Below are 26616 nucleotides of genomic sequence, written 5' to 3'. Positions count from 1 at the left end.
CCCTCGGGTGCGTTACTTCGACGAATAGAAGCCTGTGGTGATCTTCAACACCTGCGGGCGGTCGATCAGGTTGACGCCGTAGTCGGTTTGATCGCCGTTCCAGACACGCGTGGTCACCCACTTCCCATCCTTGAACGTGCCCTCCTCCACGGCGACGATCACGCCGTTTTTCTCGCCCTTGGCGGGCGAGAAATTGACGCGGACGTGATCGCCCATGACGAGGTATTCGGTGTCGGAAAGCTGGGCCACGGCCACGCCGCCCACCGGCTGATCGGCCCAGGGTGCGGGCTTGGTGGGGATCCAGGTCCAGTCCTTCTGGCCGAACTGCCATTGGCCCCAGTCGGCCGAGATCTTCCACTTGCCCATCACGGCTTCGCGCACCGAACTATCGTCCGGCTTTGCGGTGCCCCAGGTCGGACGCGATGCGGCGATCTTCGCCCAATCGCCGGCGATCGGTGCCAGCGTACCATAGGGCAGCGCGAAGGCAGCCAGCGTCTCCTTGTCCAGCGCGGTCGCGCCCAGAGGATAGTTGAAGTAGCCGGTGTCATCCATGCCGAACGGTGCAAAACCGATGCCGCCGCGGCCGATCGTGGCCCAGAAGAAGCGCGCGAACTCCTTTGCGTTGCCGATTTCCGGCACCATCAGCGCATTGTCGGGACGGGTGTACTTGTCCAGGTACTGGATGACGTTGCCGCTGTTGCGATCGTAGATGTCGGGCGCGGCGAAGTCGATCGCCGGGGCGCCCGCCTTCCAGATGTCCAGCACGTCCCACTGCGGGCCGCCGCTGGCGACGCCGGTGGGGTCGGGCACGTTGGACGGCCCGGCGAGCGAGGCGTTGACGTACATCGGCAGCGGCTTCACTGCCTTGCCCGCCTCTGCCAGCGCGTTCACGAACTGCGCGACGTACCAGGTATTGAACGCGCGCGGGGCCTGCTTGCCGAAGGCCGCTTCCCAGGTGCCGGACTTGCCCGTCTTCTTCGCCAATGTCGCCGGAATCGGCTTGGCGAACAGCGTGTTCGCCTCTGCCGAGAAATCGCGCGGCACGCGATAGGACCCGGTCTCGTTCTCCGGCTGGACCATGATCACGGTATTCTGCCGGTCATGGTCGCGCAGGTATTCCATCACCTTCACGAAAGCGCGGCGGTCCGCCGCCATGGTGTTCTGCGACAGCGGCGTCAGCACGTAGTGGTCCGAACCGTCCGGCGCCTTCATGCGCGGGAAGCGCTTGTTGTCCAGCTTCACCCAAGGCGGGGTATAGCTGGGGCTGGTGTTCTTCCAGGTGCCGAACCACAGCAGCACCACCCGCTTGTCATGCGCACGCGCGGCGTCGAGCAGATTCTGGAGGAAGGTGAAATCGAACTTGCCCTCGACCGGCTCCGCCTGTTCCCAGGAGACCGGGATTTCCAGCGTGTTGGCATGCATCGCATCGAGCACCGGCCAGACGGAATCCAGCATGGCGGGATAGTTGCTGGAATTGTTCGCCTGCGCGCCCAGCATCAGGAACGGCTTGCCGTCGACGATCAGCGCATGGCGGCCGTCGCGGCTTTCAAGGCGGGGAATTGGGGTCGCCGCATCCTGGGCATGAACCGGCGCCGCGGCGGCAATAGCGGCTGCAAGCATGAGCGATGCGGTGAAGTTCTGTCTTTTCATTCTGTCCCCTTCCCGGCCTTCTGGGCAGGCCGCACTTCTGGATCGCCATAAACGATCCCCCGGCCATCGGTGCCGATGTAGATGCGCCCGAACTGGCGCGGGTCGCCCGAAATCACGCGGATGCGCAGGCCCCACTGATGGGCCTCGTCATTGATCCGCTGCCATGTCGCGCCGCCGTCGATGGAGCGCCAGATCGCGCGCAGTCCTCCGAAGGTGCCCAGCGCATAGAGCGCGGCGTCCTTGCGGCCCGGTGCGGCTTTGCCAAGGCCGTAGCGCTCGACGCTGATTGCCTGTCCGGTGCGCGCCCATGTCTCGCCGAAGTCGGTCGAGCGATAGAGCGCGCCGCCCAGATTGAGCCAGAGCGCGCCCGCGCGGTTGGCGTCGGCCAGAATCGGCGGCGGTGCCTCGCGGTTGTCGTTGCGCGCGGCGGCAAGGTCCATCGGCAAGCCCTTGCCCGCGACGGAATGGAACCGGGCGCCGCCATCGTCGCTGCGCACCACGCGGCTGTTCGTGAAATCGATGGCGTAAAAGCGTTTGGCGTCCTGCTTGTCCGAAGTGACGCGGGTGCGGCTCGGCAAGCCGCTCACCGCCTGCCACGTCACGCCACGATCCCGGGTCATGCGGGGCTGGTCAGTCTCGACAAGGAATGTTTGGCCGTCGGCTGAAACGGTGATCGCCGCATTGCCCGTCTCTTCCGGCAGGGGCGTGCCGTCTGCGTGCGGGACGCCGCTGGGCACGTGCAACGGCTGCCACGTCGCGCCGCCATCGGCCGACCACGCCAGTGAGGTATCCGGCACCACGCGGGCGTGGGTATTGCCGCTGCGCGCCATCACCAGCGGCGCGCGGCCGCCGTAATCGAGCGTATTGGTGTTCGACAGGAACGGGTTCACATGCTGGCTGAAAGGCGAGACGGCAAAGTCGTCATGGCGGAAGCCGCCAATGTCGCCGAAACCCGAAACCAGATGCGCGCCGCCGGTGGGGCTGACCAGCGTAATGATCGCGGTCTGCTCGATCCCCTGCGTCCACGGCGCCCATTGCATGGTGCCCGGCTTCTGCAATTCATCGGTCGCATAGACGGTGGCGCCGGTTACGTAGGCGGCGTGGTTCGCGTCGAACGGGTCGATGGCAAGGCCCGCGATCCAGTGTCCGAAATTGGCCTTGGCGCCGAAATCGAGGAAGGGCGTTGCCGAAACGTCGCGGTCCGACCGCTTCCACAATTCGTCCCAGTGCGTGCCGCCGTCATGGCTGAGCCACACGGTGTCGACAGGCTTGCCCCGGTCCACCGTACTGACGGCGATGGTCTGCGGATCGCCGCTGGCCACAGCGACGCCCATGTAGCCGCCGATGGGTGCCTGCGCGCCCTTGATTGGCGTCACGTCACGCCATGTCCCGCGTGCCGGATCGAACCGCCACACCGCGCCGCGCGTGATGCCGTTGGGGCCGATGCCGTCGCAGTAGGTGATCGTCAGCACGCCGTCGCCGCCGATGACGGCCTTCACCGGCAGCAGGTCGCTCGCCGGGCCGCCGGTAACCGCGCGCCATGTCTTGCCACCGTCGTCGGATCGGAACAGATGCTGCGCGCCCGGATCGGCGCTTCCCACGAAGACGCGGTCCCGCACTTTGGCATCGAACACCACGAACGACAGACCGCCATGCGTCTCGCGCCGATTGGTCGGCAGGCCCAGTCCGGCAAGCGGGAAGGCATCTAGCTTGCGCCAGTTCACCCCGGCGTCGTCGCTGGCCCAGAGCCCCTGATGGCGTGATCCGAACAACAGGTGATCATGTGCGAAGGGATTGATGGCGAGCCGCTCGCCCAGCCCCCTGCCATTCTCGTTGCCGCCCATTGCGAAAGGCACGCGTGTCTCGCGCCAGGTCTTGCCATAGTTCGTGGAACGGAAGATCGCGGCCGGGGCGGACCAGTTCATGCCGGCGGCAAGATAGACCGTCCCCGCATCGACGGGATCGGGCGCAATGCTCTCGATACCCATGAAGCTGCTTTCGGATACGCGGTCCTGAAGCGGAAGCCACCGCTTCGCCGCTGCATCCCAGCGGTAGGCGCCGCCCATATCGCTGCGCAGCCAGACCAGCCCGCGTTCGACCGGACTGAATATGATGCCCGGCGTGAAACCACCACCGCCTACGCGCACGCTGCGCCAGTCGTAGGCCACTTCGTCATGCAGGGAGGAATCGATGTGGGAGGATGAACCGGCAGCCGTAGCAACGCCAGGCACGGCGCTGACAAAAAGCCCCGCCGCAATCGCTTTTGCGAGCGCGAACAATGGCACTCCATTTGCCCCGTTGATGCCCACGGTCGCCCTATCCCCTCTCGTTTCCCCCTGCGACCAAAGGATTTAATGACCCATTTTGATGTCGCGCGGTTCAATATCGATACCGCTAACATCGCTCGAGAGGAATAGCACCGGCAAAATAAATAGTGTGTTCGCGGAGGAGGGGTGAAACGTGAGAAACCGCCTCCCAACTCAATGGGTAGCGATACTGTCTACGATGTGATCCGCGGCGGCGGCGCTATGCATATCGACCGGATGTCGAACGGAGAAGCGGCGGCGCATCCGACTGACGTCTTACCAGTTTATACTCGATTTCGATCCTTTGATCGCCAATCTCATCCCCGCGTTTGTTTCGCAGCATGGTAACGAGCAGTTCCACTGCACGGCGGCTCATTTCGACGATCGGTTGCTGGATAGTCGTCAACTCGGGCCAGATCGTCGTGGCCAGGGCGACATCGTCGAACCCGCAGACGGTAAGGTCTCGCGGTACATCCAGCCCGCGACGATGCGCGATCGCCACGGCAGCAGCCGCCATGTCGTCATTGCTGGCGAATATGGCCGAGGGCGGATCCTCGAACGAGAGCAATCGCTCTGCCGCACCAAGGCCCGAGCGATAGGTGAAGTATCCCTGCGCCACCAAGCCTTGATCGAACGGGATGCCTGCCTCCACCAGAGCTTCGCGATAACCCTCGAACCGGGCATTGCTGGCGGAAAGGTCGGGGTGCCCTGCGACGAATCCGATCCGGCGATGACCGAGTTCGATCAGGTGCCTCGTCATGTCCCGTGCCGCGCTGCGGTCGTCGATCATGATCGTGGCGACACCTTCATGCGGGACGGCCGTCGTCACCGCGACGGTCGGTACATTCGCCTTGCGCAGTACTGCGAGGACTTCGTTCGCCTCGTTCAGCGGAGGCGGCAGGATCACGCCGTGGACACCGCCGCTCACCATGCGTTCCACGGCAAGACAGATATCTTCGCCGTCCTCCACCTTCTGCACGATGATCTGCACGTCCGAACGCCCTGCCTCCTCCAGACTGCCGACGACGAAAGCGCTGAGAAAAGCCTCGGACGGATTGGAATAGAGCAGTCCCAGCCGCAATTGCGAGGCCCCTGCCAGGCTTCGGGCGGCGCGGTTCGGCGCATAGTTCAGCCTGGCGATGGCGGCGTTCACGGTATCGCGGGTTGACGCCCGCACTTTGGGTTCGGAATTGATGACGCGCGAAACGGTCATGATCGAGACACCGGCGAGCGCCGCGACATCGGCGATCGTGGGGGCCTTGTTCTGGCGGGATTTCGAACTGCGGCGTTTGCGCTCACTCTCGGACATGGAGCGTTCTCTAGCAGTTCTCCCGATCCTGCAAAGCCTGAACAAAGATCGTCATTGTCGACAGGGCTTTATGGTAGCGCAATCATTTCCCGTCGCATAAACAAGGCCGATTGGGAATGAAGAGGATGTCATGAAGCCTATCTACCGCTTGCTGCAGACCGCTGCCCTGGTTTCATGTGCATCTGTCGCACTTGCTCAGGCCGAAGCGCCGCAAAACGCCCCGGCGCCGACGCCGGTCCATCCCGAACGCTGGCCCGCGGCGAAGAGCCCGGGCCTTGTCGATGCGAAAACCGAAGCGCGGATCACCGCGATCATCGCGCGCATGAGCCTGCGCGAAAAAGTCGGCCAGATGATCCAGGCCGACACGGCATCGATCAAGCCGGAAGACCTCAAGGACTATCCGCTCGGCTCGATTCTCGCAGGCGGCAATTCACCGCCGATCGGTGCTCCGGACCGCTCGCCCGCCTCGGCCTGGGTCGCCACCTCACGCGCCTTCAACGCCGTCGCGCTGGAAAAGCGTACCGGGCACGAACCGATCCCGATCATGTTCGGTGTCGACGCGGTGCACGGCAACAGCAATGTCGTCGGCGCCACCCTGTTCCCACACAACAGCGCGCTGGGCGCCATGCACGACCCGGCGCTGATGCGGGAGATCGGCAAGGCCACCGCCGCCGAAACCGCTGCCTCCGGCATCGACTGGGCTTTCGGCCCGACGCTCGCCGTGCCGCAGGACGATCGCTGGGGCCGCGCCTACGAAGGGTACTCGGAAGACCCTGCCGTCGTCGCGTCCTATGCCGGTCCGATGGTCGAGGGCCTTCAGGGCGCACCGGGCACGCAAACGACCGTTCAGGCGGGCCGCGTCGCCGCCAGCGTCAAGCATTTCCTCGGTGACGGCGGCACGCATGACGGCATCGATCAGGGCGATACCCGCGTCGATGAAGACACGCTGATCCGCATCCACAACGCCGGTTATCCCGCCGCGGTCAATGCCGGCACGATGACCGTCATGGCCTCGTTCTCCAGCTGGAACGGCACCAAGATGCACGGCAACAAGGCCCTGCTGACGGACGTTCTGAAGGGCCGGATGGGCTTCCAAGGCTTCGTGGTGGGGGACTGGAACGGCCACGGCCAGATCCCGGGCTGCACCATCACCGATTGCCCTGCGACCTTCAATGCCGGGCTCGACATGGCCATGGCGCCGGACAGCTGGAAGGGCCTGTTCGATACGACCCTCGCCGCCGCCAAGACGGGCACCATCCCGATGAGCCGGATCGACGATGCCGTGCGCCGCATCCTGCGCGTGAAGATGAAGCTCGGCCTGTTCGACGCCGCGCGTCCCTTCGATCAAAAGCCGCAGGAGATGGGCTCCGCCGCGCATCGCGCCATCGCCCGTCAGGCCGTGCGCGAAAGCCTTGTCCTGCTGAAGAACGAAGGCGTGCTGCCGATCAAGAGCAGCGCGACCGTGCTCGTCGCGGGTGACGCAGCGGACGACATCGGCCGCCAGTCCGGCGGCTGGACGCTGTCGTGGCAGGGTGACGGCAACAGCAATGCCGACTTCCCCGGCGCCACCTCGATCTACGCCGGTATCGCCGATGCGCTGAAGGGCGGCGGCGGCAAGGCCGTGCTTTCACCTGACGGCAGCTTCACGGCGAGGCCGGATGTCGCGATCGTCGTCTTCGGCGAGGAACCTTACGCCGAACTGCGCGGCGATATCCGCTCGCTGGAGTTCCAGCCGGGCAACAAGAAATCGCTCGCGCTGTTGAAGAAACTGAAGGCGGCAGGCATCCCTACCGTCTCGGTCTTCCTTTCGGGCCGCCCGCTCTGGGTCAATCCGGAACTCAATGCCTCCGACGCTTTCGTCGCCGCGTGGTTCCCCGGTTCGGAAGGCAATGGCGTGGCCGACGTGCTGGTCGGCGGCAGGACCGACTTCCACGGCACCCTCTCCTTCTCCTGGCCGAAGACCGCCGCGCAGTTCGTGCTTAACAAGGGGCAGCCGGGCTACGATCCGCTGTTCCCGCTGGGCTATGGCCTGACGTATGCCAAGGGCGGTCATGTCGCCACGCTCGGCGAGGAACCGGGTATCGACGCTTCCGCCTCCAATTCCAGCCTGTTCGTGGTCGATGGGATCGTTGCCAAGCCGTTCAGACTGGAAACCGGCGCTTCCGTCAGCCAGAAGCTGATCGACAGTGCCGACCGCCAGGAAGGCGCGATCCAGCTCGCGTTTGCCGGTGCGGGCAAGGCCTCGGTACTCGGCCCCAACCTCACGCTGGAACGCGAGGCCAATGCCGACATGAACGTGGAAGTGCTATACCGCGTCGACAAGGCGGCGACGGGTCCGGTCACGCTGGCGCTCGGCTCGGGTCCGGTCCGGATCGACACGGCGCTGGCCCAGCCGGGCAAGTGGGCGTCGCTGCGCATACCCTTGAAGTGCTTCGGCAATCACGGCACCTATCTGGGCGGCATCAGCCAGCCCTTCACCCTGAGTGCAAACGCCCCCTTCACGATCACGATTTCCGACTTGCGCATTGCCACCGATCCGGCCGGCGCCGTCTGCCCGCGATAACCACAAGGAAGACCTGTTGTGAGCGACAAGACCTCTACCTCGCGCCGCGCCCTGCTGGGCGGCATCGCGGCTGCCGGCATGGCTGCGGCCGTCACTTCGGGCAAGGCGATCGCCGGTTCCACCGCAATCGGCTATTCCGGCCCTTCGATCGCGCTCTGGCCGGGCAAGGCGCCGGGAGCGCCCGCCAGGCTGCCGGTCCGCAAGGTACAGCAGCAGAGCAAGGACCCCGCTTTCGACGACCGCTGGATCACCGGTATCGCCGCCCCCAGCCTCGAAGTACGCCAACCTGCCTATCGCGACGGTTCGGCAGTGATCCTGCTGCCCGGTGGCGGCTACGGCTTCCTTTCCTGGGACAACGAGGGCGAGGAACAGGCGCGCTGGCTCACCGCGCGAGGCGTCACCTGCTTCATCCTGTCCTACCGGCTGCCCGGCGAAGGCTGGACCAAGCGTGAGACGGTACCGCTCCAGGACGCCCAGCGCGCCGTGCGACTGGTGCGTTCGCGCGCGGCCGAATTCGGCATCGACCCCAAGCGCGTGGCTGTTCTGGGCTTTTCGGCCGGCGGCCATCTCGCCGGATCGATCGCCACGCGTTTCGGCGAGCAGGTCTATGCCCCCGTCGACAAGGCCGACGCGCTCCCGGCCCGTCCCGACCTGGCCGGAATGATCTATCCGGTAGTCAGCCTCGCGCAGTCCTTCACGCATGGCGGCTCGCGCGACAATCTGTTGGGCGAAGGTGCGAGTGGGGCGCTGTTGCAGGCCGGATCGGTCGAGAATCGCGTCAGTGAAGACACGCCGCCGGTATTTCTCACGGCTTCCAGCGACGACGGCCTTGTACCGATCGGCAACAGTCTAGCCATGTATGGCGCCATGCTGGCCAAACAGCGGCCTGTCGAATTTCATGGCTTCGACAAGGGCGGCCATGGCTTCGGCGCGCGCCTCGGCGGCGACACGCCTGCTCACATCTGGCCGGACCTGTTCCATGCCTACGGCAAGCGCCACGGGATCTTTACCGCGTGAGAATGCCCCTGGCCCTGTTGCTGCCCGCCGCCGCTCTGCTGATCGGCGCGGGCGAGCCGCAGCACTACCAGTCCAGCCCCGAGCGGCGCACTGTCACCGATACCCGCGACTGGGGACCTTGGGCCGGGCCGTTCCGCGACAAGCTCGTACCCTCGATGATGCAGGACTTCGGTGAGCGCTATCTCTACGCGCCCGCCAATGCCGCTCTGCCCGCACCTGCGAAGAACGAGCAGCGCGTGGTCTTCATCGGCGATTCGATCACCGACATGTGGGATCTTGCCCGTTATTTCCCCGGCAAGGCCTATGTGAACCGAGGGATCGGCAGCCAGGTTACGGCGCAGATGCTGGTGCGTTTCCAGCAGGACGTCGTCGCCCTGAAGCCCCGTGCGGTGGTGATACTCGGCGGGGTCAACGACGTATCGGGCTTCCTCCAGATCGAGAACGAGGATGGCATCGTCTCGAATATCGAAGCCATGGCCGACATTGCCGAGCGCCACGGTATCCGCGTGGTGCTCTGCTCGATCCTGCCGGTCACCAATACTCCCACCGCCGACTATGTGATCAGGGAACGCAAACCCGAATCGCTGCGCCGGATAAACGCAAGCCTCGAAGCGCTCGCGAAGGCGCGCGGATATGCCTTTGCAAACTACTCTCCCGCCCTCGTCGATGCGCGAGGGCTTTCACCAACGACGGCGTGCATCCCCTGCCCGCAGGCTACGCCCGAATGGCTCCGATCGCACAGGCGGCCATTGAAAAGACACTGAATAACGTGAGCCGCTGAAGCGGCGGCGAACGGCCGTTCGGGGAGCCGTTGGCTAATCCTACCACGACAAATGATATCGCTCACATTTTCGTTGATCGATTAAGAGAAGTCATTTAACAGAAACATCGAAGATCGCTTTGGGCGACGAAATTTGTGGGGAGAGCGTCAGTTCTCCTACGCAGTGTTCAGGAGGGGAATTATGCGCAAGTTGAGCTTCCGCACGCATGCCAGCGTCATTTGCATGGGTATGCTGTCTGTAGGTATAACCCCTCAGGCCATGGCGCAGGACGGTGCTGCGCAAGAGCCGACTGCCGCAGAAACCGATTCCATTGTAGTCACGGGACGCCGCGCCGCACTTCAGTCGGCGGACGATCGCAAGAAGAACGCGATCTCGATCGTCGACTCCGTCGTGGCCGACGATGCCGGCAAGTTGCCCGACAACTCGATCACCGAAGTCCTTCAGCGCGTGCCGGGCGTCACGATCGTCCGTTTCCAGTCGCTGAACGACCCTGACCACTATTCCGCCGAAGGTTCGGGCATCCAGATTCGCGGCATGTCCGGCGTTGCCTCGCGCCTGAACGGCCGCGATATCTTCAGCGCCAACGGCGGTCGCTCGCTGCAATTCAGCGATGTCACCCCCGAACTGATGCAGGCCGTCGACGTCTACAAGTCGTCCACGGCGGACCAGATCGAAGGCGGCACCGGCGGTTCGGTCGATCTGCGCACCAAGCTGCCGTTCGACTACGGCTACGGCCTGCACTTCGCGGGCAGCAGCGACATCAGCTTCGGCGATCTTTCCCAGAAGACGGACTACTCGGCTTCGGGTCTTGTCGCCGGCAAGTTCGACACCGGCATCGGCGACATCGGCTTCGTGTTCGACTACGCACACAGCCAGCTGTCGACGAAGTCGCAATTCGTTCGCATGGAAGAATTCTACCGGACCAACATCCAGGGCAACGACTACTTCATTCCCGGCGGCTACACATACGGTGAGGAAAACTACCAGCGCAAGCGCGACGGTATCTATGGCGCGGTCCAGTGGTCGCCCAGTTCCGACCTGACGCTGACGGGTATCTACTTCCAGTCGAAGTACAGCAACACCGACTCCGAATACGGTTCGTTCGTCACTTCGCAGAACCTTGCGGTCGATCCGTCGCAGAGCGTGTTCGACGACAACGGCGGCCTGATCTCTTCGCCCGCCGTGTTCCAGCGCGATCCCGTGACCGGTTTGGCCAACGGGGCGTCGATCCAGAGCGGCGGTACTTCGGCCTATTGGGAAGGCAAGAACAAGACCGAGGATTTCTCGGGATCGCTGCACTGGACGCCTTCCAACCTGCCGATCACGGTCGATGCCTCGTACCAGCACACCAAGTCGACCGCGACCGTCGATCGCATTTCGGTATTCCGCACCGTCGACTTCCCGACCAGCTACGGCCTCGACCTCAGCGGCAGCCTGCCGCAGATCTCGGTGCCGGCGGGGACGAATGCGGCCTTGCTCGATCCCGCCAACTACAATTGGCAAGCGGTAATGCCGCATAACAACAACAATTCGGGCAAGATGGACTCCGCCCAGGCGGACCTGACTTACGACGTCAGCGAAGGTTTCTTCAAGTCGGTCAAGGTCGGTGGACGCTGGTCGAAGCGGACCGAGCGCGATCTGGACAACGGCTATGCCTGGTCGGCGCTGGGCCAGGGCTGGAACGGTTCGCCAATCGTCTCCTTCGCCGACGGGCGTCCGGGCGACTATGAAGCGCATGTCTTCAAGAACTTCTTCCGTGGCGATATCCAGCTTCCCGGAACCCAGTACTTCCCGGCGCAGGACTTCATCCGCAATACCAGCGTTCAGGGCATTTTCGACCTGTACGGCGGCGCACCGGGACGGGAGCCGGGCTTCATCCTGCCTGACGATCTGACCGACTACAGCACCAAGACGCTCGCCGGCTATGCGATGGTCAATTTCGGCGCCGACTGGGGGCAATCATCGCTGACGGGCAACGCCGGCGTGCGCGTGGTCAATGTGAAGAATGCAAGCGCCGGCTCGGTCATTCAGTCGGTTACTTCGTTTGAGCGTGATGGCCAGATCTACACCCTGGCGAAAACGGCAAATCCGATTTCCGGCAGCGCGGAATTCACGCGCGTCCTTCCCGCAATCAACCTGACCTATTCGCCGGTCGAGCCGGTGAAAATCCGCGCTGCATATAATGTTACGATGGACAATGCGTCGTTCTACGATCTGCGTGCCAGGCAGGCGGTCGGCGTCAACTCGTCGAGCCGGACAGACGGCGTGACTGGCCCCAACATCTTCAACAACTACACCGTCGATGCCGGCGATCCGACCCTGAAGCCCACGATGTCGAACAACTTCGACGTTTCGGTGGAATGGTACCCCAAGCCGGGTACGACCTTCCACATCGCCGGTTTCTACAAGCGCATCACCGACTCTGTCGTCTATGGCGGCGCGCCTAAAGAGTTCACCGTAACCTTTACGGACGGAACCACCGAAACCGGGCTGGCCACGACCAACACCGCCCGCACATCGGACAAGGCGGCGACGGTCAAGGGCATCGAACTGGGGGCGCGCACTTTCCTCGACCAGCTTCCGGGCTGGCTCGCCGGTATCGGTGTTGAGGCGAACTACACGTTCATCGATAGCAAGAACCCGGGCGACCTCTATTTCGACATCGACGGGGTAGAGCGCAATGACGTTCCGCTGCGCGGGCTGTCGAAGCACAATCTGAACGCCGCCTTCCTCTACGAAAAGGATCCGTTCTCGCTGCGTATCGCCTACAGTTGGCGTTCGAAGTATCTGCAATCGACCACGGCAAGCGGCACGAACAATACTTATACTTACTACGATGCATCCGGCGTAGGCACGAGCACACCCACCAACCTGCCGGTCTACGGCGCAAGCTATGGCACGCTCGATGCGGGCCTGACATTGCGGGTCAACGAGAACATCAACGTCCAGCTTCAGGCGCAGAACATTCTCAACGCCACGCAGAAGACCCTGATGGGCGGCAATCCCAGCGGCACCCTTTACGGCCGCAGTTGGTTCCAGAGCGACCGTCGCTACCGAATGGGTATCAACGTCACCTTCTGATAACAGCAACCTCGGGCGGGCCAAAAGGTCCGCCCGATCCACATCGGGGAGCATGTGGTTCGATGAATGCCAGGGCGAAGCGGGTTCTCGTGGTGGGCGGCGGTACGGCAGGCTGGCTGACGGCCGGTTATCTCGCCAGGATGCTGGGCGCCGATCTTCCCGGCGGGGTGAGCATCACCCTCGTCGAATCTCCCGAAATCGGCATCATCGGCGTTGGCGAGGGCACTTTTCCCACCATTCGCCGGACACTGGAGCGGATCGGCGTCCGCGAAAAGGACCTGCTGCGCCGCTGCGAGGCGACCTTCAAGCAAGGCGTGAAGTTCGTCGACTGGCTGCATCCGGCCGGGCACGGCGGCCCTGACAATTACCTGCACGGCTTCCAGGAAGCGGACGACCGCAACGGCGGGCCGGAGTACCTCCCCTACTGGCTGCTGGGCGAAGCGGGCGACATGCCGTGGGACGAGGCCAGCACGCCGCAAAAGCGCGCCGTGGACGCCCGGCGCGGACCGAAGCTGGCAACGCATCCGGAATATGCCGGAGTGCTCAACTATGCTTTCCATTTCGATGCCGCCGCGCTGGCCGAGTTACTGCGCGACCAGAGCGTCGCCAATGGCGTCACCCATATTCCCGATACCGTGCAGGAGGTGATCTGCGGTGAAGACGGCGCAATTGCAGGTGTTCGCACCCAGCAGAACGGTGTGCTGGATGCAGATCTCTACATCGACTGCACCGGCTTCCGGGCCGAGCTGATCGGCAAGGCGCTCGGCCAGAAGTGGAAGAGTTGTACCGACGTGCTGTTCTGCGACAGCGCGATTGCCGCCCAGGTGGCGTACGACAGCCCAACCGCGCCGATCCAGTCCTGCACTTTGTCCACTGCGCGCGATGCCGGTTGGATCTGGGATATCGGTCTGCAAACCCGTCGCGGGACCGGCTATGTCTATTCATCGGCCCACTGCGATGCGGAGGTAGCGGAGCGGACCCTGCGCCGCTACCTCGGCGCCCAGGGCGAAACGGCGACCACGCGCCGATTACAGTTCAACGCCGGCTACCGCGAAGTGAACTGGTACAAGAACTGTGTTGCCGTGGGGCTTTCCAGCGGTTTCTTCGAACCGCTGGAAGCAACGGGCATCGTCTTTTCCGAAATTGCCGCCGGCGCGATTGCCAACTTGTTCCCCTGGGCCGGGGACTACGACACTTCCGCCCGCCAGTTCAACGCCGTGATGCTCGAACGCTATGAACGGGCGCGCGACTTCCTGAAGATGCATTACAGCCTGACCCGGCGACAGGATACCGATTTCTGGATCGACAATGTGCGGGCCGAAACCATTCCCGACAGTTTGAACGAACTGCTCGATCGGTGGCGCTACCGTCCGCCGAACGAGAAGGACTTCAACCCCAATATCGACATCTTCCCGGCAACGAGCTGGCAATGCGTGCTCTACGGCATGGGCTGGAGGACGGATTTGTCCTCGAAATCCGGCGTGATGCGCCTTCGTTCCGAAGCGCGGCAAGCTTTCGAGCAGGTAAGACGGCAGGGAGGCTTTGCCGTGGACAATCTTCCGGAGAACAGAGAACTTTTGCGTCAAATGCTCTCGGAGGAGGAAGTCGCAACCATCACGGCTTTTGCGAGCGCTACGCGATAAACCAGCATAGATGATCCGGAATGAACTGGTGCGACTTTGACCTGCCAAGGGGCTGAGCGAAAGTCCCGTGATCGGCCTGGTTCCGGGATTGGATGAAGGCACGTTTCGCCCGGCCTTATGGGCCGTCGCTGTGAAGCGCTTCACGTCCGAGGGGGTGCTTGTCGGCGTCTATGTCTCGAAGGTGATAAACGTCCTCAACAGGACGGTCGCGAAAATTCACGAAGGCATGCAAGCCGCTTGAACACGGACGATTGGCTGGCCTTATAATCGTTGGACAAGCCGGAGCCCGTGAACTGGCTCGTCCGCGATCTGGCTGCTGTTACTCCGACTTCCCGGTTGCGCAGGCAGCCGACAATACGGGCAGCTTTTTCTTGATCACCGCCTCTTCCTGGCAGGCCCAATCGAGAGTCTCCCTGAATGCGGCGGTCAGCGAGGCTGCCTTGAAATATTGAACCGCCAGGAGCTGGCCTTCGAGAACGTCGCTTGGATGGTGCGCGCCGCACATAACGCAGTTGTCACCGTATCGCAGGCCTCGGGCAAGGATCTCCTCACGGTGCGCGAAAAAGGTCCTCATAGCCGATACGCGCGATCGACTTGGAGGCCGCAACCACAACGTCGCGGTGACGCTCGAGGGTCATCACCTTTTTGGCATCAGCCATGCAGGGAAACTGCCGCATGTAGAACTGCGGAACGTAGTGATGCTTCTTGGGCTCGTTCGACACGGCAACTCGTTCCTCCACTTAGTAAATGGCGCCGCGAGGCGCGAGCCGGGGCTCAAAGCGGCGCTCTTCACATCGCGGCGCTCCGATATTTGTCGGCCAGTCCCTTGATGAAGGCCTGATGCTCCTGAGCGCCGAAATTGGCAGTGATGAAAGCTTCCTGAGACAGGTCGGTCCCGCCCACGAAGATCGATGCATTCCGCACCACGGCTCGGTTGTGGCGTGCAATCCGGTCGCGTTTAGACAAGCTTTGGACGGACCGAAGGATGTCGGACTTAGACGCCATAAACAGTTTTCGAGGGGCGATTGGACATCGATCATATCGCATTGCGACGCGACGCCAATCCTTGAGACGGCCAAACATAATCTCGATGCGGTTCCGGCGCCTGTATCTGCGTTTGTCGTATCTGACGGGTAGCGATCCGGACTTCCAGCCGGGAATGCAGGGTTTGATGCCCTTTTGCTTGAGCGCGTCCTTGAACCACTCGGCATCATAACCCCGATCAGCAAGCATCCATTGCGCCTTCGGCAAATCATCGAGCAAGGCTGCCGCGCCGGTGTAATCGCTGATCTGGCCGGCGGTAATGAAAATGCTCAAGGGACGACCGTTACATCGGTAAATTTGTGCAGTTTGGTGTTCATGCCGCGCTTGGTCCGTCCGATCAGGCGCCCGAGTTCCCCTTTTTACCCCAAGGCTGGAAGCCGTGCGGTGCGCCTTGAGGTACGTCGGTCGATCATAACGGTCTAGGGCTCGGCCATCTGCGCGGACAGGCCCTCCATCATCCGAATGAATACGCCCATCTCACCCCACCGTTTCCAACGGTTATACAATGTCTTGTACGGCCCGTATTCCCTTGGCGCATCTCGCCAGCGCAACTCGTTCCGATTAACAAAGATGATCCCACTCAGAAACCGCCGATCATCAACCCGGGTTTTGCCGTGGCTCTTGGGAAAATATGGCGACAGTCGGCCCATTTGCTCGTCCGTCAGCCAATATTCTCCTCCCGGAAGCCTGATCACATTGCTACCTACCAATCAATGGGTCCTGAGCCTAGGAACCCGATCAACAGCATGATCGAGTACGGCTGCCGTCGGCGCCGGTGCCATCTGCGTAAAGCGACCGGTTAAGCCGCAGCGTTCTGTTTGGGGAGAGGACATTCTGCGGCATGGCGGCTACGGGGTATTTTCAGTCCCAGATTGCCACGCAGTGTATCGGCTTCGTATTCGTCGCGGAAGAGGCCGCGCGCGACCAGTATCGGCACGACGTCCGCGCGGAAGCGAGCCCAGTCGTCGGGATGCTGAACGAAGACGTTGAAACCGTCGGCAGCGCCGCTGCGATACCAGAGCTCGATCTGGTCGGCGATCGTCTTGGGCGATCCGGCCAGGCGCAGCCAGGCAGAACCGACGTCCGCGAGTACCTGCCGCAAAGTCCGCCCTTCGCGCCGCGCGGCTTCGAGGTCTTCGTGGAAGCGGCGAATGCCTGCTGCTTCGGCGGGACGCGGCACCTCTGGGAAGGGAGCGTCAAGATCGTAGCGTGAGAAGTCATGGCCCGCGAACTGCCGCGACAGGGAGGCCAGTTGCGCCCGCAAGTCTCCCGAGGTCTGGCGCGCTTCGAACTTGCGGCGAGCGGCCTCGTCGGTATCGGCGATCGTCACGCTGAGTGCGGGAATGAAGAGGACCGCCTCCGCATCGCGGCCGAGCCTGCGTGCCCGCCCGCGCACATCGGCGGCGAGTTCCAGCGCTTCCGACTGATCGCGGGCGAAGCTGAAGACGATATCTGCGGCCTGTGCACTCAGTTCGCGTCCTTGCGGCGAGGTGCCCGCCTGCACCAGCGGCGGCTGCCCCTGTCGCGAGCGCTGTATATTGAGCGGCCCGGTGACGCTGAAGAATTCGCCCTTATGATCGAGCCGGTGCAGCTTTGCCGGATCGAGGAACCGCCCTGCCCTGCGGCTCTGCGCGAAGGCGCCTTCCTCATAGGATTGCCATAGCCCCTGCACCACCTCCACCGCTTCGGCGGCGCGGCGATAGCGGGTCTCGTAGTCGCCGTGCCCGGTCCGGCTGAAGTTTCCGGCTGTGCCCGGGTCCTGGCTGGTGACGATATTCCACCCGGCCCGGCCCTTGCTGATGAGATCGAGCGAGGCGAGGCGGCGGGCAATGTCGAAAGGTTCGCTGTAGGTCGTGCTGATCGTCGCCACGAGGCCGATCGTGCGCGTTGCCGTCGCCACGGCCGAAAGCAGGGTCAGCGGCTCCAGCCGGTTCAGGTGATGGTTGGGGAAATCGGGCGTGATGTACTGGCTGTCGACGATGAAGACGAAATCGAACTTCGCCTTTTCCGCCTCCCGCGCCTGACGGACGTACCAGTCGATATTCACGCTGGCGTTGAGCGGGATAGCCGGGTCGCGCCAGAGTTCCTTGCCGGACGCATCGCCGACGCCGATCAGGACCGCTCCGAACTTAAGTTTCTCGCGTGCCATCGTTATTCCTTTCACAAGCTGTGGGGAGAGAGCCGCAGCGTGCCGGTGCCCGTATTCGTGGCATCGGCGGCTGCGAGCTTCGGCACCGCTGCAATCAGGGCGCGGGTGTAAGGGTGACTTGGGCGAGAAAGCACTTGCTCGGTTGGCCCGACTTCGACGAGCTTGCCGCGATGGAGGACTGCCACCCGGTCGGCAATCCCCGCGACAGATCCAAGATCGTGAGAGATGAAGACCTGGGCGATCCCGCGTTCGCGGGCGAGGCGTTCGAGCAGTTGCAGGACATGGATGCGGTTCACGGCATCGAGCGCGCTGACCGGCTCGTCGAGCAGGATGACATGGGGATCGAGCACGAGCGCCCTCGCGATTACCGCGCGCTGGCGCTGGCCGCCCGAAAGCTGACGCGGCAGTCGCGAACCCAGAACGGGATCGAGACCGGCGGCCTCCAGTGCTGCATCGACCCGGCATGCGCGCTCCGCACGGTCGATGCCGCCGCGAATGTCGAGTCCTTCGCCGACCGATCCGGCGATGGTCAGATCGGGATCGAGGCTGCGCAGCGGGTCCTGAAAGGCGTATTGCAGCCGGCTGGTGCGGCGGAATGCCTGGAGCCGGGCACCCGTCAGCCGCTCCAGCGGTTCGCCGTCCAGCACGATAGAACCCTCGGCGGGACGCACGAGTCCGAGGATCGAGCGCAGAAGCGTGGTCTTGCCCGAGCCGGTCTCGCCGATCAGCCCGAGAATCTCGCCGCGCTTCAGGTCGAGATCGATCCCGTCCAGCACCGTGCGCTTGCCGTATCCGGAACGCAGTCCCTGGATGCGCAGGACCGGACTGGCTTCCTGAGCAGGTGCAGCGCTGCGGGCGGCTTGCAGCGAAGAGGCATGGTGCGTCTCGATCAGGCTGCGGGTGTAGGCGTGACGCGGGCGCTCCAACACGTCGCGCGTTGTGCCCGCCTCGACGATCTCTCCCTCGCGCATCACGATCACATGGTCGCAGCTCTGCGCCACGACCGCGAGATCGTGCGAGACCATGATCAGTGTCAGACCCTGTTCGCGGCGCAAGTCGTCGATCAGGCGCAGGACTTCGGCCTGTATGGTAACGTCGAGCGCGGTGGTCGCCTCGTCGGCGATCAGCAGTTTCGGCCCGGCGCAGACGGCCACGGCGATCAGCACGCGCTGGACCATGCCTCCCGAAAGCTCGAAGGGATACTGGCGAAACACTGGCTCGGGATCCGCGAAACCGACGCGGGCCAGAAGTGCCAGTGCCCTCTCCTTCGCCTCCCGGCGCGAGACCGGGAGGACCGCGCGCATCGCTTCGACGATCTGGCGGCCGACCGGGATCGAGGGATTGAGGTAGGACCCCGCATCCTGGAACACCGCACTGAGATGGGTACCGCGGAGGGGTTTCCAGTTCCTGGCATCCAGCCGCGAAAGGTCGGTGTCGCCATAGCGGATCGTTCCCGATGCCACGGCAGTTCCTGTCGGCAGGACCCCGAGGATCGCGCGGCAGGTGAGCGACTTGCCGCTGCCGGATTCGCCGACGATGCCGAGCGTTCCGCCGCGCGGAAGATCGAAGTCCACGCCCTGCACCAGCGTTCGGCCATCGGCGGCGGCGATGGTCAGTCCGCGTACCGAGAGCAAAGGTTCGGCAGGCGCGGCCGGAACGCGTGGCTCGAAAGTGATGACGTTGTCGTGATGGCTCATTGTCCTGCCTCCGGAATTTGCGCATCTCTGCGGCGCAGCGCATCCGCGAGCGCATTGAGCGACCATACGGTCGCGACGATCAGCAGCCCCGGCGCCAAGGGGCCGAAGGGACGGTCATAGAGCGTGGTCAGGTCGCTCGCGAGTTCACCGCCCCAGGTCGGGTCGGGCGGGACGACGCCGATGCCGAGGAAGGTCAGCGAGGCGACGATCGACAGGCAGGCGCCGGTCATCGAGGCTGTGGTCACCGCCACCACGGGCAGGACCTTGGCCAGAACGTGGCGGCGGATCACCCAGGCAGTGGAGGCGCCGTTCAATCGTGCGGCCTCGATATAGTCGGCATTGGCGACGGTCAGCGCGGCGGCGCGGCTCACGCGATAGAAGGCCGGTGCGATGAGGATACCGACGGCGAACATCGCCTGGACCAGGCCGTTGCCGAGCATGGCCGTCATCGCGATCGCGAAGACCAGGAACGGCAGCATGATGAGCGCATCGACAAGCCGCAGGCTGATCCACTCCGCCCGCCTGCCGAGGAAGACCGACAGCATGCCCGGCACGACGCCCAGAACCAGCCCCACGCCCACCGAGAGCACGGCGGCAAGTACCGAGACGGTCGATCCCGCCAGCAGGCGGCTCAGGACATCCCGGCCGAGGGCGTCGGTGCCCAGCCAGTAAGTCGCGCCGGGGCCTTGCAGGATTGCGTTTCCGTCCTGCCCCAGCGGATCGTGCGGCACGATCAGGGGGCCGAAAGCCGCAAGCAGGGCTATGGCGATAAGGAAGATGAGCGGGATCGTGGCGGATCGAAAGAGGGCCATGCGATCAGTTCCTGCGGCGCGAGGCGGGCTGGAGCACGCCCAGCAGCACGTTGATGAGAAGATTGCTGGCAAGCACGAGCGCGATCGAGACGACGAGCGTACCCTGCACCACCGGCACATCGCCGCGCAGCGCGGAGTCGGCGGCGAGGCGGCCCATGCCCGGCATATTGAAGATCGCCTCGCTCACCACCGCGCCGCCGATCAGCATGGGTACACGAAGGGCCAGGATGGAAAGAGCCGGTCCGGCGCCGTTGCGCAGGACATGGACAAAGAGGATTCGCCGGGGCGACAGCCCGCGAACCACGGCGCCCGTTACATAGTTGTCCGACAGCGCGGCGACGAGGCCGGTGCGAAGCTGCCGCGCGATCTCCGCCACCACGTCCACGCTCAGCGCCATGGCTGGAATCGCGATCGAGCGGAGCCAGCCTGCCGGGTCCTGCGAAGGCGGAACGTATCCGGCCGAGGGCAACAGTTCGAGCCAGAGGCTGAACAGCAGGATCATCGCGATGGCGACGACGAAAGGCGGCAGCGAGGCGGCGGTGGAGGCGAAGACCGTCACCGCGCGGTCGAGCCAGCCGCCTGCTCTTGCCGCAGACGCGATGCCGAGCACGGTGCCCAGCACCAGACCGATAAGGAGCGCACCGCCGGCGATGGAGAGGCTGACGGGCAGGCGCTGGAGGATCAGTTCGGTAACGGGAACGCCGTTGAACCACGAAGTGCCGAGATCGCCGTACAGCAGCCTGCCCATCCAGTCGAGGTACTGGACGGGAACCGGGCGATCGAGGCCGAACTGGGCACGGATCTGCGCGACCATTTCCGGCGTCGGATTGTCTCCGGCAAGGCTTGCCGCCGGGTCCAGCCCACTTGCCACGCCGAGCAGGAACGTGATGAGCGTCGCCAGAAAGAACACCGGCACCGCGATCAGCAGGGTCGATCCCGCGAAGTTGAGCAAGGCGCGGCCATGCCGCAGACGCACGGTCCAGGCACGGCCGGTGGGGGTCACAAGGACGTCTGCAGTCATTGGACGGTCACGCCTTCCCAGCGGATTTGCGAGGGCAGGATACTGAGGTTCTTTACTCCGGCCCGCGCCCCGACGATCCACGGCTCGCTGTAGAGGTAGTTCGTCGGCGACTGTTCCACCCCGGCACGGACGGCGGCGCGAAGCCGTGCGGTATAGGCGGGATCGTTGGTCGGCGTACGCCGCACCGTGTCCAGTGCCTGAAGGAATGCGGGCGTGGCATAAGGGCCGCTGAGGTTCATGATCCCTTCCGGGCCATATGTCGCCAGCAGGTTCTGCACCGGCGATTCCCGGCCGATGGTGCCGTCGAGCGCAAGGGCCGGGCGCTTGGCGATGTAGACCTCGCTCTGCCAGGTGGAGGAGCCGGGCGGGACGATCCGCAGTTTCGATTTTACCCCCACACGGGCAAGCTGGGCCTGAACGAGTTCGGGCATGCCGTCGTTCATCGTGGGGTTGACGGCGATCTCGATCGAGAGAGCGCCCGGCGCATATCCCGCCTCTCGCAGCAAGGTCCGCGCCTTGTCCGGATCGTAGCGCCAGAGCTTTTCGGTGTCCGGATCGAACGCGGCGTTGCCGGGAGGGAAAGGCTGATGCGACGCTTTGGCGAGGCCTGCGGTGACGGTCTTGACGAACTCGCCGCGATCGAAGGCGTAGCGCAGCGCCTCTACCACCTTGGGATTGTCGAATGGCGGTCGGTTGCGGTTGATCGAGACGTCGCGGACGTTGAGCGAAGGCGCGATGGCGACCGTCAGTCCCCTGCCCCTTGCCTCTTCCACGCGGCGCGGCGAAATGCGGCCGGCCACGTCGATGGAACCGGACAGCAGCGCCGCGATCACCGTTGCCGGGTCCGGGGAATTGGTCAGTTCGAAGCGGTCGATGTGGATGTTCGCGGCATCCCAGTAGCTGGGGTTTTTCTCGAAATAGGCGTGGGATTCCGGCACGAATTCGACGATGCGGAACGGCCCCGCACCGACCGGCCAAAGCGCCAGCTTCGCCTTGTCCTTTGCCGCAGCAGTAGGGCTGGCAATCGCGCCGACCCGTCCGCCGAGAAGGTAGGGGAGCTGATAGTCCGGCTCGCGCAAGTGGAAGGTCACGGCCAGCGGTCCGTCCGCCGAAACGCTCTCGACCCCGCCGAGATCGCGCTTGATGAAGGAATCCTTTTGCGTAAGCGCCCGGTCGTAGAAGGCCTTGACCGCCCCTGCATCCAGCACGGTGCCGTCCGAGAAGGTCAGGCCCTTGCGCAGGTCGAACGTCAACGTCTTGCCGTCGTCGGAAAAGCGCCATTGCTGCGCGAGGCCCGGCTGGGCCTCGCCCTGCTTGTCGAGGCGGGTGAGCGAGGCATAGGCCAGGCTGATCGTATTGATGTCCGCGCCGGTCCGGCTGGTTACCGGGTCCCACGAGGTGGGCAGCAAGAAGCCCCAGCGCAGCTTGCTGTGCCCGGCCTCCTGTTTGCCCGAACTGCCGCACCCGGCCACGAGGAGGCCCGCCGCCAGTACGGCAAACAGGCCTCGCCAATATCTCCCCGCCTTCTGTCTCATGCGGTGAGCGCCGCTTCGCGCGGGACCTGCGCCGCGACGCGCAGGTTGGCGGGCTTGGGCAGGCCGAGATGATCGCGCAGAGTGGCGCCTTCGTAGTCGCCACGAAACACGCCGGCCTCCTGAAGCAGCGGCACGACTTCGCTCACGAAGCGGTCGAACTGGTCCGGATGGCCGAGCATGAGGTTGAGCCCGTCGAGCGCGCGCTCCTCGAACCAGCGGATGATCGTATCCGCCACCGTGCGCGCGCTGCCGACGAAGGGACTGCGGTGCCCGGCCCGCACCAGTTCGACGGTCTGGCGCAGGGTCAGTCCGCGCTCCACAGCAAGGTCGGTGAGCTTCTTCGCCTGCGTGAAGAAGCTGCGGCGAGCATGTTCCAGGGCCTGCAGCGGGAACGGCGCATCGAGGTCGTACTGGCGAAAATCGTGCCAGCCGAACGACCGTCCGAATTCGTTCAGGGCATGGTCGAAGCTGTGGTCGGCCAGCTTGTGCTCCTGTTCGATCCGGCGTGCATCCTCGTCCGTATCGCCGACGAAGACGCTGACCCCCGGCAGGATGATGACCTCGTCCGGATTGCGCCCGGCCGCTTCGGCGCGGCGGGCGATGTCCGCGTAGAAGGCCTTGCCGTCCTCGATCGTCGCGGCGTGGGTGAAGATCGCATCGGCGGTCTGCGCGCCGAGGTCGCGCCCCTGGTCGGAATCGCCGGCCTGGAAGATCACCGGCTCGCCCTGTGGCGAGCGCTGGATGTTGAGCGGCCCGGCCACCGAGAAATGCTTGCCCTTGTGGTTCAAGGCATGGAGCTTGTCCTTGTCGAGGAACACCCCGGTCTCGCGGTCGCGCACAAGGGCATCGTCCTCATAGGAGCGCCAGAGGCCGTGGACGACATCGAGATACTCGTGCGCCCGGCCGTAGCGCGTCTCGTAGTCGTAGTGCTCGTCGAGACCGAAATTGCCCGCTGCCCCGGCATCGCCGCTGGTCACGACGTTCCAGCCCGCACGCCCACCACTTATGAGGTCCAGCGAGGCGAAGCGACGCGCGAGGTTGAACGGCGCGTTGAACGACGTCGTCGCGGTACCGACAAGGCCTATGTGGCTGGTCGCCACGGCAAGGGCCGAAAGCAGGGTCAGCGGTTCGAGCCGGTTGAGATAGTGCGGCGGCGAGTCCGGGGTGATGAACTGGCTGTCGACGATGAAGACGAAGTCGAACTTCGCCGCCTCGGCCTTGCGCACGGCATCGATGTACCAGCCGATATTGACGCTGGCGTCCGCCGGGATTTCCGGGTCGAGCCAGCGGTTGTGCTGGCCCGGCCCGCCGACGCCGGTGGGAACGAGGCCGAGCTTGAGGGTGCGCCTGGTCATGATCTCTGCTCCTTTGCGGTGGAAACGGGGCGCATCAGATGCGGCCCTTGAGGGTCACGCCGAAGAGGCGCGGGTCGCCGAGCGCGGCAAGAACCACGCCGAACTGGCCGCTGACGCCTTTCGTGTTGTAGTAATTTTCGTCGAAGAGGTTGCGCACCCAGACCGACACGTCCCAGCGGTCATCCGGGCTGCGCACGCCCGCATGAAGGCCCACGAGCGTCGATTTCGCGACCCAGGAATAAGGGTCCAGGTTTACCGCCGCGTAATATCCGGACCGATAACTGACGTCGCCGCCGAGATAGACTTTGGTCGGACCGGCATCGAAGACATATTCCCCATTGCCGGTGGCCGCGAGACGGGGAGCGCCCGAAGCGCGCCGGCCAGACAGGTCGATCACGCCGAGATAGCTGTTGAGGTACTGCGCCGGGGCATTCGTGTAGGAGCGGTACTCGGCGTCATTGTAGGTTCCGCCGAGACCTACGGAGAGACCGTCGATGGGGCTGAGACGTGCATCCAGCTCGACGCCGCGCGAGCGCACCGTGCCGACATTGGTGATATAGCCGACCGCCGGGGTGACCGAGTTGTTGACGTAATTGGCCTGGTAATTGGCGATGTCGGCCCAGAACAGGGAAAGGTTCAGTTCCGCCTTGCCGCCTAGCAGTCGGCTCTTCAGGCCGACCTCATAGTTGTCCACTTTCTCCGGTTTCACGAAGATGTCGACCCCGAGCGACTGCCGCACAAGGTTGATGCCAGGGGACTTGTACCCCCGCGAATAGGACGCATAACCATGGAGGTTGTCGTCGAGATCGTAGGCCGCGATCAAAGTACCGGACAGATTGTCGGTATTGTTAGAAGCCTTGTAGGCCGAAGTGGGCGCCAGGCTGGCACGGGTCGCGGCGATCGTCGCCTGAAGGGCCGGGTCGAAGCTCTCGATCGGCGCAAAATCGCCGCGCAGACCGGCATCGTAGAGGCCGGTCTTGTGCTCATAGGTGTAGCGCAGGCCGCCTGTCAGGCGGAATACCGGCGAGATATTCCAGGTCGCCTGGCCGTAGGCGGCATAGCTGTATGTCGCGGGCACGACGTGGGCGAAGGAGGTCACTCCGTCGAGCGCCGCCGAGGGGATCGTCGAAACCGATGCCGTGGGCGTATTGCCGGTGAGCAACCAGGCGGCAGCATCGCGACCGTATGTCGAGATCACCTTATCATCGGCTTCCTGCCAGAAGAAATAGAGCCCGGCCGTATAGTCGATCGTCTTTTCGCCGTTGGAAGCGACGCGGAATTCCTGGCTGAACTGCTGTTGGTCGGTATCGACGACGCTGAAGGGCACGACGTTGGCGCCGATCTGGTCGCCGTCGTAGTTCGGGATCCACTTCCAGTTGCGATAGGCGGTGATGGAGGTCAACGACACCGGCCCGACATCCCAATCGGCTCGGGTCTGCAGGCCCCAGCTCGGCATTTCGTCGTACTGAGAGGAATCGATGTCGGTCTTGCGCGCGAAAGGATCCACGGCGATCGGCGTGTAACCTACATCCGCTGCCCTTCTGTAGAACCCGCGGACTTGGGCGCCGTTGGCCAGCGTTGTCGGCAGCACAGCCGAGACGACCTGGAAGCCCATATCGCCCTTCTGCACGCTGTAATCGGCGATGAAGCGCAGCTTGAAGTTGTCGGCGGGCTTGTAGAGCAGGTCGAACTTGACCGCGTGATTGTCCTGGTCGTCCCAGTCCTTCCGATAGGTCGTATTGTAGATCAGGCCGTCGCGGCCGGAACGCAGATAGCTGACGCGAAACGCGATATCGTCACCGATCGTCGAATTCAGCGCGATATAGCCGCGAAACTGCTCGTGATTGCCGTAGGTCAGCTCGCCGCGCGCTTCCTGATCGAAGGCGGGCTCGCGCGTCTTGACGTCGAGCGCGCCGGCCACGGTGTTCTTGCCGAACAGCGTCCCCTGCGGTCCGCACAGCAGCTGGATGCTCTCCACATCCATGAGATCGGTAATGACCGAACCGGTTCGCGGACGGTACACGCCGTCGATATAGAGACCCACGCCCTGCTCCAGACCGTCGTTGGTGCCGCCCGCATTGGTGCCGATGCCGCGGACGGTGATCGTCTGGTTGCGGCCGCTGAAACCTTGGATGTTGAGGCTGGGAAGCTGCTGGAGCACCTGCTTGAGGGTCGTGGCCCCCTGTGCGGAGAACTGATCGCCGGTAATGGTGCTGATGCCGATCGGTACCTTTTGTGCGCTTTCGTTGCGGTAGCGCGCGGTGACGGTAATCTCGCTGACTTCGGCGGCGACTGCCGTGGCGGCGGCGGGATCGGCGGACTCATCGGCCGCCAGGGCGGGAGACGCGGTCGCCATCGCCAACACGGATATCGTCCCGGCCAAGGCATGAAGGCGGCCGCGACGGACCCGATGGAACAAACGAACGGACTGCAATCAAACCCCCTGTGCCAAGGCCTTGCGGCGATGCAGGGGTAATCCATTTCATTCTCAACCAATTCAATGGAGTTATCCGCTCGGTTGTATGAGTTCTTCTAAACCTGCACGTCTGCTCGTCGACGAGACCAGTGTCTCGCCTGCCGTACCGGCCTTGCTTGTGGAATCTCAGCTAGGCTCAGGACCAATTGATTGGCTAAAATGGATGTGATTCAGGC

At 63.9% G+C, this 26616-nt stretch carries 17 protein-coding genes and 1 pseudogene; 6 read left to right on the top strand and 12 right to left on the bottom strand.

Annotated features, from left to right (window positions below; translation table 11 throughout):
* Nucleotides 1–12: 12 nt before the first annotated feature.
* The 3 genes from V7066_RS18465 to V7066_RS18455 all read right to left on the bottom strand — a co-directional run bounded on the left by V7066_RS18465 (nucleotide 13) and on the right by V7066_RS18455 (nucleotide 5265).
* A complete protein-coding gene (locus V7066_RS18465) occupies nucleotides 13–1650 on the bottom strand; it encodes a DUF5597 domain-containing protein (protein WP_442947343.1) in 1638 nt (545 codons plus the stop codon).
* Nucleotides 1647–3929 (bottom strand): hypothetical protein, encoded by a 2283-nt coding sequence (locus tag V7066_RS18460; RefSeq protein ID WP_334184445.1) that lies wholly within the window; start codon nucleotides 3927–3929, stop codon nucleotides 1647–1649. Before V7066_RS18460 ends, V7066_RS18465 begins: the two co-directional genes overlap by 4 nt.
* A 247-nt stretch (nucleotides 3930–4176) precedes the next feature.
* Complete coding sequence (locus tag V7066_RS18455) at nucleotides 4177–5265, bottom strand: LacI family DNA-binding transcriptional regulator (RefSeq protein WP_334184444.1); 1089 nt, start codon at nucleotides 5263–5265, stop codon at nucleotides 4177–4179.
* A 130-nt stretch (nucleotides 5266–5395) separates the two neighbouring features.
* Between V7066_RS18455 and V7066_RS18450 the strand changes: the two genes are divergently transcribed.
* From V7066_RS18450 to V7066_RS18425, 6 genes are all read left to right on the top strand, one after another.
* Complete coding sequence (locus V7066_RS18450) at nucleotides 5396–7828, top strand: glycoside hydrolase family 3 protein (protein WP_334184443.1); 2433 nt, start codon at nucleotides 5396–5398, stop codon at nucleotides 7826–7828.
* Between the two features lie 78 nt (nucleotides 7829–7906).
* Nucleotides 7907–8845 carry an alpha/beta hydrolase gene (locus V7066_RS18445; protein WP_442947345.1) on the top strand — a complete coding sequence of 313 codons (939 nt, stop codon included), beginning with the start codon at nucleotides 7907–7909 and terminating at the stop codon, nucleotides 8843–8845.
* Between the two features lie 2 nt (nucleotides 8846–8847).
* Entirely contained in the window at nucleotides 8848–9609 is a 762-nt protein-coding gene (locus V7066_RS18440) for a GDSL-type esterase/lipase family protein (protein WP_334184486.1), read from the top strand.
* A 198-nt stretch (nucleotides 9610–9807) separates the two neighbouring features.
* Complete coding sequence (locus tag V7066_RS18435; protein WP_334184441.1) at nucleotides 9808–12708, top strand: TonB-dependent receptor; 2901 nt, start codon at nucleotides 9808–9810, stop codon at nucleotides 12706–12708.
* Nucleotides 12709–12770: 62 nt separating this feature from the next.
* Nucleotides 12771–14351, top strand: a complete 1581-nt coding sequence (locus V7066_RS18430) for a tryptophan halogenase family protein (protein ID WP_334184440.1) — start codon at nucleotides 12771–12773, stop codon at nucleotides 14349–14351.
* 67 nt (nucleotides 14352–14418) lie between these two features.
* On the top strand, nucleotides 14419–14592 hold the full coding sequence (locus V7066_RS18425; RefSeq protein WP_334184439.1) for a hypothetical protein: 174 nt from the start codon (nucleotides 14419–14421) through the stop codon (nucleotides 14590–14592).
* 307 nt (nucleotides 14593–14899) lie between these two features.
* On the opposite strand, the gene V7066_RS18420 is transcribed toward V7066_RS18425, so the two are convergent.
* From V7066_RS18420 to V7066_RS18380, 9 genes and pseudogenes are all read right to left on the bottom strand, one after another.
* Nucleotides 14900–15073 (bottom strand): DUF4238 domain-containing protein, encoded by a 174-nt coding sequence (locus tag V7066_RS18420; RefSeq protein ID WP_334184438.1) that lies wholly within the window; start codon nucleotides 15071–15073, stop codon nucleotides 14900–14902.
* A gap of 298 nt (nucleotides 15074–15371) precedes the next feature.
* Nucleotides 15372–16045, bottom strand: a pseudogene (locus tag V7066_RS18415) (IS5 family transposase); the annotation flags it as partial.
* 149 nt (nucleotides 16046–16194) lie between these two features.
* Complete coding sequence (locus V7066_RS18410; RefSeq protein WP_334184437.1) at nucleotides 16195–17544, bottom strand: NtaA/DmoA family FMN-dependent monooxygenase; 1350 nt, start codon at nucleotides 17542–17544, stop codon at nucleotides 16195–16197.
* An 11-nt stretch (nucleotides 17545–17555) separates the two neighbouring features.
* Nucleotides 17556–19241, bottom strand: coding sequence for an ABC transporter ATP-binding protein (gene nikE / locus V7066_RS18405; RefSeq protein ID WP_334184436.1), 1686 nt, complete (start codon nucleotides 19239–19241; stop codon nucleotides 17556–17558).
* Entirely contained in the window at nucleotides 19238–20053 is an 816-nt protein-coding gene (locus V7066_RS18400; RefSeq protein ID WP_334184435.1) for an ABC transporter permease, read from the bottom strand. Before V7066_RS18400 ends, nikE begins: the two co-directional genes overlap by 4 nt.
* 4 nt (nucleotides 20054–20057) lie before the next feature.
* Nucleotides 20058–21074 carry an ABC transporter permease gene (locus tag V7066_RS18395; RefSeq protein ID WP_334184434.1) on the bottom strand — a complete coding sequence of 339 codons (1017 nt, stop codon included), beginning with the start codon at nucleotides 21072–21074 and terminating at the stop codon, nucleotides 20058–20060.
* Complete coding sequence (locus V7066_RS18390) at nucleotides 21071–22609, bottom strand: ABC transporter substrate-binding protein (RefSeq protein WP_334184433.1); 1539 nt, start codon at nucleotides 22607–22609, stop codon at nucleotides 21071–21073. The genes V7066_RS18395 and V7066_RS18390 overlap by 4 nt, the downstream gene beginning before the upstream one ends.
* Nucleotides 22606–23964, bottom strand: coding sequence for an LLM class flavin-dependent oxidoreductase (locus tag V7066_RS18385; RefSeq protein WP_334184432.1), 1359 nt, complete (start codon nucleotides 23962–23964; stop codon nucleotides 22606–22608). The genes V7066_RS18390 and V7066_RS18385 overlap by 4 nt, the downstream gene beginning before the upstream one ends.
* A gap of 34 nt (nucleotides 23965–23998) precedes the next feature.
* Complete coding sequence (locus tag V7066_RS18380; RefSeq protein WP_334184485.1) at nucleotides 23999–26320, bottom strand: TonB-dependent receptor; 2322 nt, start codon at nucleotides 26318–26320, stop codon at nucleotides 23999–24001.
* Nucleotides 26321–26616: the final 296 nt, after the last annotated feature.

The sequence above is a fragment of the Novosphingobium sp. genome, assembly GCF_036820275.1.
In the GTDB taxonomy this organism is placed as follows: Bacteria; Pseudomonadota; Alphaproteobacteria; order Sphingomonadales; family Sphingomonadaceae; genus Novosphingobium.
Note: the sequence above shows the minus strand (reverse complement) of the source record. Positions and strands in the feature narration are given on the sequence as shown.